Source organism: Shewanella zhangzhouensis (genome assembly GCF_019457615.1).
Taxonomy (GTDB): Bacteria; Pseudomonadota; Gammaproteobacteria; order Enterobacterales; family Shewanellaceae; genus Shewanella; species Shewanella zhangzhouensis.
Map to the genome: position 1 here is coordinate 299,277 of NZ_CP080414.1, position 14,368 is coordinate 313,644.

Annotated in this window: 14 protein-coding genes; 7 read left to right on the forward strand and 7 right to left on the reverse strand. The window is 56.0% G+C overall.

Annotated elements, in window-relative coordinates:
• Positions 1–47: 47 nt before the first annotated feature.
• The 4 genes from K0H63_RS01405 to gmk all read right to left on the reverse strand — a co-directional run bounded on the left by K0H63_RS01405 (position 48) and on the right by gmk (position 3,560).
• A complete protein-coding gene (locus K0H63_RS01405; protein WP_220066401.1) occupies positions 48–431 on the reverse strand; it encodes a RidA family protein in 384 nt (127 codons plus the stop codon).
• 25 nt (positions 432–456) lie between these two features.
• Complete coding sequence (gene spoT, locus K0H63_RS01410) at positions 457–2,556, reverse strand: bifunctional GTP diphosphokinase/guanosine-3',5'-bis pyrophosphate 3'-pyrophosphohydrolase (protein ID WP_220066402.1); 2,100 nt, start codon at positions 2,554–2,556, stop codon at positions 457–459.
• A 24-nt stretch (positions 2,557–2,580) separates the two neighbouring features.
• On the reverse strand, positions 2,581–2,859 hold the full coding sequence (rpoZ, locus tag K0H63_RS01415) for a DNA-directed RNA polymerase subunit omega (protein WP_011758386.1): 279 nt from the start codon (positions 2,857–2,859) through the stop codon (positions 2,581–2,583).
• A gap of 77 nt (positions 2,860–2,936) precedes the next feature.
• The gene (gmk, locus tag K0H63_RS01420) at positions 2,937–3,560 is read right to left on the reverse strand and encodes a guanylate kinase (RefSeq protein WP_220066403.1); all 624 of its coding nucleotides are present in this window, start codon (positions 3,558–3,560) and stop codon (positions 2,937–2,939) included.
• A gap of 187 nt (positions 3,561–3,747) precedes the next feature.
• On the opposite strand from gmk, the gene K0H63_RS01425 reads away from it, so the two are divergent.
• The 5 genes from K0H63_RS01425 (at position 3,748) to K0H63_RS01445 (ending at position 9,673) form a co-directional block, all read left to right on the forward strand.
• Positions 3,748–5,229, forward strand: a complete 1,482-nt coding sequence (locus K0H63_RS01425) for a hypothetical protein (RefSeq protein ID WP_220066404.1) — start codon at positions 3,748–3,750, stop codon at positions 5,227–5,229.
• An 84-nt stretch (positions 5,230–5,313) separates the two neighbouring features.
• Positions 5,314–6,180 carry an NTP transferase domain-containing protein gene (locus K0H63_RS01430; RefSeq protein WP_220066405.1) on the forward strand — a complete coding sequence of 289 codons (867 nt, stop codon included), beginning with the start codon at positions 5,314–5,316 and terminating at the stop codon, positions 6,178–6,180.
• Positions 6,173–7,237 carry a phosphotransferase enzyme family protein gene (locus K0H63_RS01435; RefSeq protein ID WP_220066406.1) on the forward strand — a complete coding sequence of 355 codons (1,065 nt, stop codon included), beginning with the start codon at positions 6,173–6,175 and terminating at the stop codon, positions 7,235–7,237. Before K0H63_RS01430 ends, K0H63_RS01435 begins: the two co-directional genes overlap by 8 nt.
• 82 nt (positions 7,238–7,319) lie before the next feature.
• Positions 7,320–8,087: a prolipoprotein diacylglyceryl transferase gene (gene lgt / locus K0H63_RS01440; RefSeq protein ID WP_220066407.1), complete on the forward strand. Its 768-nt coding sequence runs from the start codon at positions 7,320–7,322 to the stop codon at positions 8,085–8,087.
• Between the two features lie 155 nt (positions 8,088–8,242).
• Positions 8,243–9,673: an MFS transporter gene (locus K0H63_RS01445; RefSeq protein WP_220067772.1), complete on the forward strand. Its 1,431-nt coding sequence runs from the start codon at positions 8,243–8,245 to the stop codon at positions 9,671–9,673.
• A gap of 85 nt (positions 9,674–9,758) precedes the next feature.
• Here K0H63_RS01445 and K0H63_RS01450 read toward each other — a convergent pair whose 3' ends face one another.
• The gene (locus tag K0H63_RS01450) at positions 9,759–10,448 is read right to left on the reverse strand and encodes a sulfotransferase family protein (protein ID WP_220066408.1); all 690 of its coding nucleotides are present in this window, start codon (positions 10,446–10,448) and stop codon (positions 9,759–9,761) included.
• Positions 10,449–10,456: 8 nt separating this feature from the next.
• The gene (locus K0H63_RS01455) at positions 10,457–11,425 is read right to left on the reverse strand and encodes a LysR family transcriptional regulator (RefSeq protein ID WP_220066409.1); all 969 of its coding nucleotides are present in this window, start codon (positions 11,423–11,425) and stop codon (positions 10,457–10,459) included.
• Between the two features lie 254 nt (positions 11,426–11,679).
• Here K0H63_RS01455 and K0H63_RS01460 point away from each other — a divergent pair, with 254 nt between their 5' ends.
• Positions 11,680–12,183 (forward strand): lactoylglutathione lyase family protein, encoded by a 504-nt coding sequence (locus tag K0H63_RS01460; RefSeq protein WP_220066410.1) that lies wholly within the window; start codon positions 11,680–11,682, stop codon positions 12,181–12,183.
• 114 nt (positions 12,184–12,297) lie between these two features.
• Here K0H63_RS01460 and K0H63_RS01465 read toward each other — a convergent pair whose 3' ends face one another.
• On the reverse strand, positions 12,298–12,510 hold the full coding sequence (locus tag K0H63_RS01465; RefSeq protein WP_220066411.1) for a hypothetical protein: 213 nt from the start codon (positions 12,508–12,510) through the stop codon (positions 12,298–12,300).
• 528 nt (positions 12,511–13,038) lie between these two features.
• Between K0H63_RS01465 and K0H63_RS01470 the strand changes: the two genes are divergently transcribed.
• Positions 13,039–14,337 (forward strand): restriction endonuclease, encoded by a 1,299-nt coding sequence (locus tag K0H63_RS01470; protein ID WP_220066412.1) that lies wholly within the window; start codon positions 13,039–13,041, stop codon positions 14,335–14,337.
• The last annotated feature ends 31 nt before the right edge of the window (positions 14,338–14,368 follow it).

Genomic DNA, 14,368 nt, shown 5'->3' on the forward strand with positions numbered 1-14,368 from the left:
GTGAAAAAACAAAAGGGCGCCGAGGCGCCCTGCAGATGGGGAAGCGATTAGAGCTCCATCACGCCATCCATTTCTACCTGCGAGCCCCGTGGCAGCTCTTTCACGCCGATGGCGGCGCGGGCAGGGTAGGGCTGGCTGAAGTAACGGCCCATGATCTCATTCACCTTGGCGAAGTTCGACAGGTCAGTGAGGAAGATATTCAGCTTGGCGATGTCGGCAAAACTGCCACCGGCGGCTTCACACACGGCCTTGAGGTTTTCAAACACCTGCACTGTCTGGGCTTCAAAGTCGTCGCCAACCAGGGTCATGGTGGCGGGATCCAGTGGGATCTGACCCGACAGATACACGGTAGAGCCGACCTTCACGGCCTGGGAATAAGTACCGATAGCCGCTGGAGCCTTGTCGGTGGCGATAATGGTTTTTTCAGCCATAGGGTTCTCTCTTATAGGGAAATGACTAACGATTTCGGGAGGTTCTCAGCACCTCGGGCAGAACCCGGATGCGGCGCATCACGTTGGCAAGGTGAATACGATCCCGCACTGAAATCCGCAGGTTAATCAAATACACCCGACCATCACGCTCTTCGGTGCTGAGGTTATGAATGTTGGAACCTTCGCTGGCGATAATAGAGGTGATCTTGGCCAGCGCACCCTGATGGTTAACGATTTCTACCCTCAGGTTGGCCTGGTATTCCACGCCGTCAACCTTGTCCCAATGCACAGGGATGTACTTGTCAGGCTCGCCCTGATAGCCGCGAATATTGGCGCAGTTTTCCATGTGTACCACCAGACCTTTGCCGGGGCTCACGTGGGCAATCACCGCATCGCCGGGGATGGGGTGGCAGCACTTGGCGAAGGACACCAGCATGCCTTCGGCGCCGCGGATTGGCATCAGATGGGTTTCGCTTTGCTTTTCAGGCACGGTGCCACCGGTCAGACGCTGGGCGATAACTATGCTCATGGCATTGCCCAAACCTATGTCGGCCAGCAGGCTGTTCAAATCCTTGTGCTTGGTTTCCTGAATAACTTTGTCCAGCAGCTCCGGCGCCACGCCGTCGAGCTTGTTTTCACCCAACGCGTGGTTAAGCAAGCGACGGCCCAGTGCAATGGCTTCATCCTGCTTGAGGTTTTTCAATACCTGGCGAATTTTGGCGCGCGCCTTACCGGTAACCACAAAGTTGAGCCAGGCGGCATTGGGCTTTGCGCCTTTTGCCGTAATAATTTCGACGGTTTGACCCGAAATCAGTGGTTGGCTTAGCGGATAGGCCTGGCGGTTTACCCGCGCGCCCACACAGGTGTTACCCACGTCAGTGTGAACTTCGTAGGCAAAGTCCACCGCAGTGGCGCCCACCGGCAACTCGAGAATGCGGCCTTCGGGGGTAAACACGTAAATTTCGTCGGGGAAGAGTTCGGTTTTAACGTTTTCCACAAACTCGAACGAGGAGCTGGCGCTTTGCTGGAGTTCCAGCAGGCTTTGCATCCACTTACGGGCCCTGACCTGGGTCGTGGTGCTGCCGTTTTCGTTGCCATTTTTGTATACCCAGTGGGCAGCAACCCCTTTATCGGCCATTTGGTCCATGTCGTCGGTACGGATTTGAATTTCCACCGGTACACCGTGGGGACCGAACAGAGAAGTGTGCAGCGACTGATAGCCGTTGGCCTTGGGAATGGCAATATAGTCTTTGAATCGACCGGGGCGTGGCTTGTACAGGCCATGCATGGCCCCCAGCACCCGATAGCAGGTATCGATGGAATCCACTATGACCCGGAAGGCATAGATATCCATGACTTCCTGAAACTGTAACTCTTTACCGCGCATCTTGTTGTAGATGGAGTAAAGGTTTTTCTCCCGGCCTTTGACCTTGGCATGAATGCCTGTGTCTTCCAGTCGTGCCTGGATGCCGGTTTTAATGTTTTGGATAAGCTCTTTGCGATTGCCGCGGGCGGCCTTGACCACTTCTTTGAGCACCCGGTAGCGCATGGGGTAATACGCCTGGAAGCCCAAATCCTCCAGCTCTGTCTTGATATTGTGAATACCGAGACGGTTGGCGATGGGGGCGTAAATTTCCAGGGTTTCACGGGCGATGCGGCGACGTTTGTCCGGACGCAGTGCACCCAGGGTGCGCATGTTATGGGTGCGGTCGGCCAGCTTGATGAGGATAACCCGGATATCCTGGGTCATGGCCATCATCATCTTGCGGAAGTTTTCCGCCTGGGCTTCTTTTTTATCGCGGAACTTGAGCTTATCGAGCTTGGAGACACCTTCAACCAGATCGGCAACCGCATTGCCAAACAGCTCTGCGAGATCTTCCTTGGTGACGTGGGTATCTTCAATGGTGTCGTGCAGCAGGGCTGCCATCAGCGTCTCGTGGTCGAGACGCATGTCGGACAGAATCTTGGCTACAGCCACCGGATGGGTGATGTAAGGTTCGCCGCTGGTGCGCATTTGCCCTTCATGGGCATCGCGGGCGACCTGATAAGCCTGTTTGAGTAATGCCACTTGGCCGCTGTCGAGGTAAGCGGAAGCCGATTCCTTTAAACCTTCAAACAGATACAAGTGGCATACCTCCGGGGGCTTGGATTAGAGAGAACGACCTTCTGCAATCGCGGCAACGGCAGCGATTTCAGCTGCTTCGCGCTCACGCACGCTCTGACGCTCATCGGCGTCCAGAGTGCCGGCGTTAACCAGGCCTTTTTCGATTTCGCGCAGGGCGATAACCGTTGGCTTGTCGTTCTGCTCTTCCACCATGGGGTCTTTGCCCTGAACGGCGATTTGACGGGCACGACGCGCCGCAACCAGGATCATGTCAAAACGGTTGCCGATTTGCTTAACGGCGTCTTCTACAGTTACGCGAGCCATGTAGTGGAACTCCCAAATTTAGCCGGTAAATGCACCGGTCCAGTAAAAAAATGACGCAAAAGTGTACACTAAGGCAGTCAGTCTGCCAACAGACCCTTAAGCATATCACCGTGGGTGCGGGCTTGACCAGCGCAGGTTAAGCGCCCGGCGCGGATGATAGCCTGCAAATCGGCCAGGGCCTCATCAAAGTTATCGTTAACGATAACATACTCATATTCAGTGTAATGGGACATTTCAGACACGGCCTGTGCCATGCGCGACGCTATTACGTCATCGCTGTCCTGACCTCGGCCAACAAGGCGGCGCTCCAGCTCTTCACGGCTGGGGGGCAGAATAAAAATCCCCATAGCTTCGGGCATGAGTTTTTTCACCTGCTGGGCGCCTTGCCAGTCAATGTCCAAAAACACATCGATGCCGCGCTCCAGGGTTTCCTGTACGGTAAGGCGTGAGGTGCCATAAAAGTTGCCAAAGACTTCGGCCCACTCGAAAAAAGCATCCTGTGCGATCAGCGCTTTAAATTCATCCACGCTGACAAAATGATAATGCACGCCGTTTTCTTCGCCCGGACGCGGCTTGCGGGTGGTGTGAGACACAGACACCTGCTTGTCGGCGGGTTTATCTTTCAGCAGGGCTGAAATCAGCGAAGACTTACCGGCACCGCTGGGGGCCGATACGATAAAAAGATTTCCACGAGTGCTCATCAGTTGGCTTTTCCGTTCTGGCTGGTCGCCGGGCCCGGATGTTGGCCCGTCAAAATACAAGAATAAGCCGACTATTATATTCCCGCTGCTGCCTTCTGCGCCAGCCACACAGGACAGACGCTGACATTTCACTGAAAATTGGCTAGTCTGCCCAAGATTATATGGCCATGTTTTCTGAGGTGATGCTTTGCAGCCAGGCAGTTTGTTTACCACAGTGGGTTGTGACAATGGTCGCCGTACCGGCGCCATTGGTCTGGTGACCTACACCCTTCCCGGGATTTTGGTGTTGCTGTTTGGTAGCGGCCATTGGCTGTGGTTGCCCGGAATGCTGCTTGCAGCGCTGTTTGGCCTGTCGCTGATGCGCCGTTGCCGCGACGCCCACAGGCCCCGCGGCTATCTGGTGGCGGCTTTGGTGCCTTTGCCATTCTGGCTGTTGGTGCTGAGCATGGCGGGTAATGCGGCTCTGGGGCTGATTTGCTTCGCCCTGGGTCTTGCTACCACCCTCCTGGTCAGCGTATTGCCATCGCGCCCCGTAAAAGATTATGTCGGTGGGTATTGGTCGGCAGACATGCCAGCGCCCGAACCTCTGGCCCCGAGGCGTGAACCCACCCTCGGCGGAGAGGCGCTTGATGACGCCTTTGATTCAGCTTGGGACGACCCCGACCAAGAACACACCGAGGTGGGCGGCCCATGGCACACTGTCAGCCCTGCTGACCATGACACTGGCAGCGGACACGGCAAACCAATCAGTCCGCAGCCGCACGAGCGCTTCCGGCAAGACGCTGTTCATGACTATTCCGCAACTCAGCAGGACAAGAGCGATGCACTGGCCGTGTTTGGCATGTCGGCAACCCGTGAGCAGCACCTTGTCATCGAAGCCAATCTCGGCATCGATGACGCCGGCAGGCGCTCCCCTGACGAGCCGGGGCAGACAATCGACGCGCGGCACTCCCGAGACGCAGACCCCCACCAGGACACCCCTATCTGGCAGCAATTTACCCAGCGGAGGGCCACCACTGGCGTACGGGAAGATGACATCACCGATGATACACCTCTTTCGGGCAACGAAGCCTACGGCTTAGAGCCAGAACCCCGGCCACTGAGGAGTTGGGGTGATGCCTTCAATGGTGATGGTTCGCTCGAAGTGCTGATGGAGGCCATCTACCTGCACCTTAAAAACTGGTGGCGATTCTATTTATCCGGCGCGGCAGCCGTGCTGCTTGGGGTCGCGGTTGTTGCCATCGGCATGCGCTTAAGCAGTAGCCCGGAAGATGCAGGCGACAGTGAAGCCGCCAGTAAGGCCGACGTTTTGCAGGCCAGTACCCGGCTCGAGTCCGGCCTGGAGCTGGCATTGGATAAAGAGGCGCTTATTCTCAGCTGGCATGCCAACAGCACCAGTAACGGCATTATTTGGTCACTCGCCACGGCAGAAGGCGAGCGCCATTGTGCCAGCCTGCTGTTTAACAACGGCAACCGATATCGCCCAATGCAGGTGGCTGACGAGCAGGGGATGCGCCGTGCACGCTTTTCGCCGCTGGACACCCAGTCCATAGTGCGGGACCTGGCCCTTAGGGGGAACGTGCAGCTCTGTGGTCAGGGCTTCAGCCTCAAAGGCAGTCAGGCGGCCATCGAAGGGCATCAGGCATTCGCCGGGTTCCTGGCTCCCTGATATTCTGCTGGCGCCTGTAAAAGGCCATGCAGTACACTCACGGGCCTATTTTGGTGATTGCAGTTTCCGGAGATTCATGGGGTTATGGCTGAACTGACATTGGTGATTCTTGCCGCCGGGCTTGGCAGCCGTTTTGGCGGCGACAAGCAGCTGGCACAGCTTGGCCCCAGGGGCGAAACCATGTTGGAGCTGTCCATTCAAAGTGCCGTGCGTGCCGGCTTCAGCCGTGTAGTGCTGGTGATACGCCCGGAGCTGGAATCGCAGCTCGCGGCGCAGCTGGCTTCTCAGGTTCCCGCCGACTTCGGCATTCATTTTTGTATTCAGGCCGTTGATGACCTGCCGCTGCCTGCCGACAAGGTTGCTGCCCTGCTCGAAGGGCGTACCAAGCCCTGGGGCACGGCCCACGCCCTTTACTGCGCCCGGCACCAACTCAAGGGGCCTTTTGCGGTGATCACCGCCGACGACTTTTATGGCGATAACGCCTTTGCCTGTATGGCCGAAGGGCTCAAGCGTGGCGGCTGGCTGATGGTTGCTTATCCGCTCGCTTCAACCCTGTCGGAGCACGGCGGGGTAAACCGCGGCATCTGTCAGGTAAAGGATGGCTATCTTGCCCGGGTTGAAGAATACAAAGAGATTATTGAAGCGGATGCTGCTCTGGCAGGGCGCTTTCAGGGCGAACTGAGGCCACTTGAGCCCGATGTGCCGGTTTCCATGACCCTGTGGGGATTTGATGACAGCGTTGTCAGCTGGTTGCAGGACGCGTTAATATCCTTTCTTTTGGCATCGCCATTACCCGGGGAGGAATGTTATCTTCCCGATGTTGTACAAGCCGGTATCGACCAGGGGCAAAAAGTCCGGGTTGAAACCGCTCAGGGGGAATGGCTCGGGGTGACCTACGCAGACGATGTGCCCCGGGTAAGATCAAGATTGATGGAGTTATTGAGTGATTGAAGTTATCCGGCAGCGGGTTCTGCCTCACTATGGATTGGAAGGCAATGCTGCAAAGGTTTCAGCTCTGGGCAATGGACACATCAATGACACCTTTCTGGTGACCTGGGACGAGGGCAGCATGGTACTGCAGCGTCTCAATACCAGTGTATTTCCCACGCCCTGGACCCTGGTGGAAAATGCCGAACTCATCAGTCGCCACTTGGGCGAAAAAGAAGGCAAAGACTACGGGCTGAAAGTGGTCACCCCTAAAACCACCGCCGAGGGCGAGCTGGGCATAGATTTGGGCGAGGTCGGTTTCTGGCGCGCCATTCGTTATCTCAAGCATTCAAGCAGCATCGATGTGGTCGGCAGCGAGGCGCAGGCCGAGCAGGCCGCCCGTGCCTTTGGCCATTTTGCCCGCGCCCTGTGCGACTTCGACGCCACCCAGATTGGCGACGTCATTCCCAAGTTTCATTTCCTGCCGGGCCGTTTGGCGGCGCTGGAGCAGGCGGTTGCCGACGACAAGGCCGGTCGCCTCGCCACTTGTCGCGAATGGGTCGATTTTGCCCTCGGCCAGCGCAGTCTGCTGGATGAGCTGGCGGCCATCGAGCCCAAGCTGCCGCTGCGGGTTTGCCATAACGACACCAAAATCAATAACATGCTTTTTGATAAGCGTGACGACTCGGCCATGGCCATCATCGATTTGGATACCTGCATGAAAGGCCATCTGATGTATGACTTTGGCGACATGGTGCGTACCTTTACCTCACCCGAGGCCGAAGACAGCAAGGCGCTGGACAAGGTGCGGGTACGGCCGGAGATTTTTGCGGCCATCTGCCGCGGTTATCTGGCTGAGCTGGGGGATGTGCTGGAATCGGCAGAGCGCGAAAGCCTGTGGCTGGGTGCCCGTATCATGTGCCTGATGATTGGCGTGCGCTTTATAACGGATTATTTGAATGGCGACCTCTACTTCCATGTGCACCGTGAAGGTCACAATCTGGACCGGGCCGCCAATCAGTTCACCCTGTATCAGAGTTTGCTGACTCAGGCCGACCGCCTCAAAGCCTGCATTTTTTGAATGACAGCACCGCCCGTTTGATAACGCAGAGGGCGGTGTTTTCCTGTCTGGATACAGAAACCATTTTGAGAGAGCCAAGCCTATGACCTGGAATATCGACCCCATACTGTTTAACTTTGGCGGCATCAGCCTGCACTGGTACGGGCTTTTGTTTGCCTGTGGTATTTGGGGCGGGGCAGCCCTGCTCAAGCGGATGCTCAAAGAATCCGGGCAAAATGTAGCGCTGGTGGACGAGCTCTTTTTCCCCGTGTTTATCGGCATTATCGTGGGCGCACGTTTGATGCATTGTCTCGCCTATGAGCCCGACTTTTATCTCGCCCATCCCATGGAAATCCTCTACATCTGGAAGGGCGGCCTCGCCAGCCACGGCGGTGGCCTCGGCGCCATCCTGGGTGTGCTCTGGGTTGCCAGGCGCAACAAGCTTAGTTTGATGTATTTGTTGGATTATCTGGCACTTCCCACCCTGGTGTTTGCCGTGTGTGTGCGCCTGGCCAACCTGATGAATTCAGAAATTTACGGCAAGGTGACCGACGGCCCCTGGGGCGTGATTTTTGCCCGGGTAGACATGCTGCCAAGGCATCCGGCACAGCTGTACGAGGCCATGGGTTACCTGCTGCTGGCCGTGCTGCTGTGGCAAATGCGTCGCGCCTTGTTGGCGCTGGAAGGGCGTCTCTTTGGCGCCTTCCTCATAGGCGTGTTTGTTATCCGCATGCTGGTGGAGGTGGTTAAGCCCGAGCAGGCAAGCTACATCCCCTCACTGCCGCTCACTGTGGGTCAGCTGCTCAGTGTGCCCTTTATTCTGGTGGGCATATGGCTGTGGCTGCGTGCCCGCACCGGAAAGCGAAGCTGAGCCAGGGCCAATAAACCGGGGAGGCGGATAAGGCGCCGCCAACCCCGGGCGGCAGGCGTTAACGCCGCTTTTTCCTGATGGGCCAATTGCTCTTGCAGGCGCAGTTGGCCATAATTCCCGCAACCTTATCGCCCAATCGAGCCTGCGCCGAGCCTATGTCTTTGCCTATCCCTGCTGAAGAAGCTTCACCGGCCAGCGGACGCCGCACCGAGCGTTGTCGCTGGCTCAGAGACACCTTAAAGCGCTCACAGCAGGAGGCGGTTGCCTCGTCGGCCATGACGGCCACCTCAGATAACTTCTTCAATGCCTTTGCCATCTTTATGGGGGCGACCCTTGGGCAAATGGCCTGGGTCAGTGGCTTGCCGCAGCTCTTCGGCGCCTTGTCTCAGCTGTTGTCTGTGTGGCTGGCCAGCCACTTTGCCCGTAAGGGATTCATCGCTTTTTGTGCGGCCCTGCAGGCGTTGGTGGTGCTGTCCATGGGGGCTCTGGCGGCGTTTCGGCCCGAGCATGGGGTGTGGATTTTTATCGCCCTGGCGGCGCTCTATCATGGGTTTATCAATCTTATTCAGCCCCATTGGCGGGCCTGGATGGGGGCCGTGGTGCCACCAAGGCGCAGGGGCGCATTCTTTGCCGCCCGTACCCGGCTGACCATGGGAGCATCGCTCACGGTGTTTTTCCTGGGGGGAGGCATCCTGAGCCTCTGTGACAGTGCCGGTATGGCCTGGCTTGGCTTCAGCCTGCTGTTTTCCATTGCGGCCATAGGGCGCTGGGTGTCGGCCTGGCTGCTGTGGCAGATGCACGACCCCGAACCCAGAACGGTACGTACCCCGGGGGTGTTTGTTCGCACCCTGAAGAATTTTCGCGAGGCCTGGAAAGACGCGACCTTTCGCCAGTACAGCCTGTTCGTGGCCGGTATGCAGGCCATGGTGGCCATCTCGGCGCCCTTCTTTGCGGTGTACATGTTGGAAGGGCTGCACTTCAGCTACCTGGAGTTTGTGCTTGCCAGCGTGGCCTCCGTTATAACCCAGTTTGTTACCTTAAGATTTTGGGGGCGTTTCAGCGATCTCTATGGCAATCGCCTGGTGATGTTGATTACCTCAAGCCTTATCCCCAGCCTGCCGCTGTTGTGGCTGTTCTCCGATAACTACGGGTACATCCTGTCGATTCAGGCTTTTTCCGGTTTTGCCTGGAGCGGCTTTACCCTGAGCACGGCCAACTATCTCTATGATATCCGCCCGTTTCGCTCCGACTTTGCCACCTACGCCGCGGTGCAATCGGCGCTGAGCGCGGCGCTGGTGTTTGTGGGCTCCATGGTGGGCGGCTTTATTGCCAGCCATGCAGCGGATTTCCTGAGTTTCACAGGCTGGGAGCTCGCCAGCCCTATCTTCGTGGTGTTTTTGGTGTCTACTTTCTTGCGTACCCTGGTCACGCTCTGGTTTATTCCGCGTGCGGTAGAACCCAAGGTCAGGCCAAGGCCGGATCTGCTCCGGCTGGTGTTTCGCATCCGTGGCTTTAACGCCATCAGCGGCGTGGCGCTGGATTTTCTGACCGTGGTGCGAAAACGCCGCGATGATGATGGCAGCTGACAGTTAGACACAGCCGACCGATGACAGCCTGCTGGCGGCGGAACAGAGGGTTGGAAAAAGAAGCAGGTAACAGGAAAGAGAGTATTTATCCCTGTTTCCCATAGTCGAAAAAGGCGCGCCGCTCAGGGCCCGACAATTCTGCAGCTATCTTGTTTGGGTGTTTGAACTCATCAAAACCGGCCACCCGGCCAGCCTGATTCAGGTGTGGAAAGGGGGCGTCTTCTGCGACGTCGGCAAGGCCTAAAAACCGGTGCAGCGCCGCGAGTGCGCCTGCATCACCGGGGTTTAACCACAGCAAATCGTCACGTCCGGTAAAATAGGCCTCCACCTGCTGCCTGTGCCTTGTAAAACACTGCTCAAGGTGCGGGGCAGAGAGTATATCCACTTGGCCTGCCTGCGCTTTAGCGAGCTCAAATACCTCATTAAAACTGCGTCTGAGCTGCGGATGAAAACCGCCTTTGGCCCTTGGGTCGAGCTTTGGCAACATCCGCTCCAGCAGCCTTTGCATCGAGGGAATCCAGCTGTCGATTGTGCGTTCAAGGTAAACAAACTTGCTGTTGGGATAGAGTTTGTCCAGCTTTTTGTAGTCACTGAACACGGGGGCATCGGCGATGGCATCGGCGGCCTCAAAGCTGGCCTTGGTAAAGGCCATGTGCGCTACCTTGAGCTGTGCCTGCCCGGCCTTTGGCATGGCTTCCAACAAAGCCACACACACACTGGTGGTGCCGGTGCGGGGCAAGCCGATAATAAAAATCTTGTTGATGGACTGGTTCATGGGGTTTTTTATGAGTGGCTGTCGGTGTGCTGCTGCGGCACGGAGTGGTCGGCGTTCCCGGTCAGCACAGATCCAATAAGGGTCCTGATGGTATCAAATCGGGCGGGCAGTTGCCGCTGGCGCTTGTGAATAAGATACAGGGGCTCGAACACCCGCTCATTGCCAACACAGACCCTGAGTTTGGCCCTTTCACTGAATTGTTCTGCCACCGACAGTGGCAGCACAGTAAAGCCAAGCCCCAGGGACACAGGCAGCAGGATTTGCCCCAACTGATTGATATAGCTGCTCACCGGAAAGTCTTCGGCATAGGCATCTTGGTAGCCTTCATGTTTGCTGTGGGCAAAAAACAGCGACAGGTAATGGGCGGCATCCGGGTGGCTTATCAGCCCAAGGGCTTTGAGCTCGTCTATTGAGGGCAGGGCGGCTTCATCTGTACCGGTATCCGCACTCGTTATGGTGCCGGCGCTTGCCGGTAATACCAAACACAGCGCCTGAGTGCCAATCTCTGCTTCATTAAACAGCCCCCTCGGCGGCGGCGCCGTGATAATACCAAGGTCTTTGTCCCCCTGCTGCACCTCGTTGATGATGCGGGCATTGGGCGCGGCCTCCATATGTACCTTAAGCCCCGGATGCTCGGCCTGCAGCGCCAGCAGCTTGGGGTAGAGCAGCTGCGCCAGCGCGCCGGAGCAGGCCAGGCGGCAGATGCCGCTGTAGGGATTGTCTTCATCCAAACTGCCAAGCAGCGCCGCCTCCGCCCTGGCCTGGGACAGCGCATACTGATACAGCCGCGAACCTGCCTCGGTCAGCTCTATACCGCTGCGACTGCGAAGCAGCAGCTGGTGGCCGCAGGCCTGCTCCAGTTTATTCAGGTGCTGGCTTACCCCGGGCTGGGTCATAAAGAGTTTGTTGGCCGTTTGGGTAAAGTGGCCTGTGTCCACCAGGGTGACAAAGGTCCTGAGCCACAGTGGGTTAAGCATGGCGGGTTCTCTCAATGTGTCTGCTTTGGACAAATAGCCAAGCTTGAGCGGCCCATGTCACAGCTCAATTGGCTGGCGATTTTAATAACAAAAAATTATTGAAGTAAGAATATATGATAATTTTTCATTGAGCTATTCCGGGCGTAACCTTTGTCGCATCGGGCAATACCGCAGCGCTTACCAGTGATATACAACCGGCGCTGCAACCAATGTCCTGCTTTTTCGAACAGATGCTTTCAACGACGAGGTTAGCCATGAACACATATCCACGCAGCTTTTCCCACATAGGTATTTCTGTGCCCGACCTTGAGGCCGCGGTGAAGTTTTACACCGAGGTACTCGGCTGGTACCTCATCATGCCCCCCACCGAGATTGTGGAAGACGACTCGGCCATCGGCGAAATGTGTACCGATGTTTTCGGTGCTGGCTGGGAGCGCTTTCGCATCGCCCACCTGTCCACCGGCGATCGCATCGGCGTTGAGCTGTTCGAGTTCAAAAACCAAGAGAACCCGGAAGACAACTTCGAATACTGGAAAACCGGTATCTTCCACTTCTGTGTGCAAGACCCGGATGTTGAAGGCCTGGCCGAGAAAATCGTCGCCGCCGGTGGGAAAAAGCGCATGAAAGCCCCACGCTACTATTACCCGGGTGAAAAGCCTTACCGCATGATTTATATGGAAGATCCCTTCGGGAATATCCTTGAGATCTACAGCCACAGTTATGAGCTGCACTATTCGAGTGGTGCTTATGCAGGCTAACCGTTTTAGGCTGTCGCCTCTGGTTGATTTGACCCAGCGTTTACTATTAAGCCCACAGTTTTGTGCTCTCTGAATCGCCACAGATTGCCGAGACCGTGGGCTTTTTACGCCTGCTCAAGCGTGCGACTGGTGTTGTATCGCAGTGATTGCCGCAATGGCGTCACTTTCGGCTTCGTTGGTTGACCAGGCTAACCCTTCGTCCCAGATGCCATCGTCTTTGACTATCGACCAAATGAAGCCGCCGCGATATCTGTCCGGATTTGGCGCGATGTAGATGCGCCAATCGCCCCGCGTGATGTCATTTTCAAGAGCGATTTCAATTTCCATGGTTGCTCCCCTTTTTGTGCTCAAACGTTGATTGATGAGTTCAGGGTATGGAGAGTGGGGGAAATACGCCACGGACTATGAGTCACATTGGGCCCCAGGTGTCATATGATGGTTCCTGCGGCATTGTGCTTACTTCTCTGAGGAGATCATGTCCCTGCGGGATTGGCCGCTGTTGCGGCCGGAAAGTCGTGGGTCTTCAACCCACACCCGAGGAAAGGGGGCCGTTTCGGCAGGCCCCCTTGTCCAATCCCCCTTCGACCCCAGCCGAAGCCGAAATCCCCTCGGTCTTATGGACGAAATTGGCTAGCGCTTCAGACGCTCATCCTTGATTCGACTGAAGCTGGCTCGGCTTCCTGCCTCGCCCACGCCATTTCGCCCAACGCCCTTCGGCGGCTTCGATGGGGAGGGTGTATTCTGTAGGCGCCGTGAAATGTGCTCAAGTATATGTTTATATGAAGAAAGCGTTGTAAGTTTCATTATGATTCTGTAGCGTTGCTCTATCGCTGGATGCCGTACGATGGAGTGAAGATGGAAATTTCGATAGGTGATGTGCTGAGGTATAAAAAGCCAGCCTGTGATCAGAACATGTATGAAGACGGTCACCTCAATTTTCATTTCTTAACCCACGAATCCAAAGCCGCGGCAAAGCTACAACTTGAAAAAGGCATCAATGCGTCGGCGGCTATCAGTACGCTAGAGGCAGGCAAAGTCCGGCCAGTTATTTTGGTATCCAGTAGTCCCAATAAAAAAGGCAGTGCCGAAACGCCTTGGGAAGATTACTTCGATGTCGATAACGGCCATATTCGCTACTTTGGCGACAACAAAGAGCCCGGAAAAGACCCCGCGACCGCACCCGGTAACAAAGCCTTGCTTGAGGCGTTTCGTTTGGCTCACTCTCATGATCCCAAACTGCGGTTAACAACCCCGCCAATTGTGTTTTTTCAGCGTGCCAGAGTGAATGGCAATCCCAAGGGCTTTCCCAAGTTTATGGGTTTTGGCGTCATCAACAGTGTGGAGTTGGTCACTCAGTGGGATAACGATAAGCAGCGTTCATTCACCAACTATGCATTTGATTTCACGGTGCTGTCATTGGCGCATGAACATGAAATATTTGATTTTTCTTGGGTAAATCAGCGTCGCCATGCAGGCTTTTCGCTGCACGACACAAATGCGATAGCTCCCCAAAGCTGGCAAGCTTGGATGAAGCTTGGCAGCAATGCACTGAATAACCTGCGTAGGCGAGTCTCCAAGCTAAAGGTGGTAAAAACCGACGAGCAGCGACCATTGCCGGGAACAAGCCAACACCATACCTTGCAAGCAGTTTATGACTTTTACGCCAATAAAAAGCACAACTTTGAAGCGCTGGCGGAGTTAATTACAGAGCGGGTTATTGGCCAAGAATTAGGGATTTACCGCAAAGGCTGGGTCACGCAAGGCACTGGCGATGGTGGTGCCGATTTTGTTGGCAAGGTCGTTTTAGGTAGCGGCTTTTCAAAGGTTGAACTAATCGTGTTAGGCCAAGCCAAGTGTGAAAAGCTCGATTCCCCCACTGGCGGTAACCACATTGCGAGAACTGTCGCCAGATTGAAGCGTGGCTGGCTTGGCGCATACGTCACGACCAGTTACTTTTCCGAGAGTGTCCAGCGCGAAGTGCTTGAGGATGACTACCCCATCGTATTGATCCATGGCAAGCGTATTGCCGAAGAACTCGAACAGATGCTGCATCAAAGCACCACCGCGAGCACTCTTCTGGAGCTTCTATACGAAATCGACGCCGAATATCCGGCCCGCATTCGTACGCGCAGACCGGAAGAAGTGCTTGATTGAGGTGTATGACTCGGTAAATCGATAGCTTTAG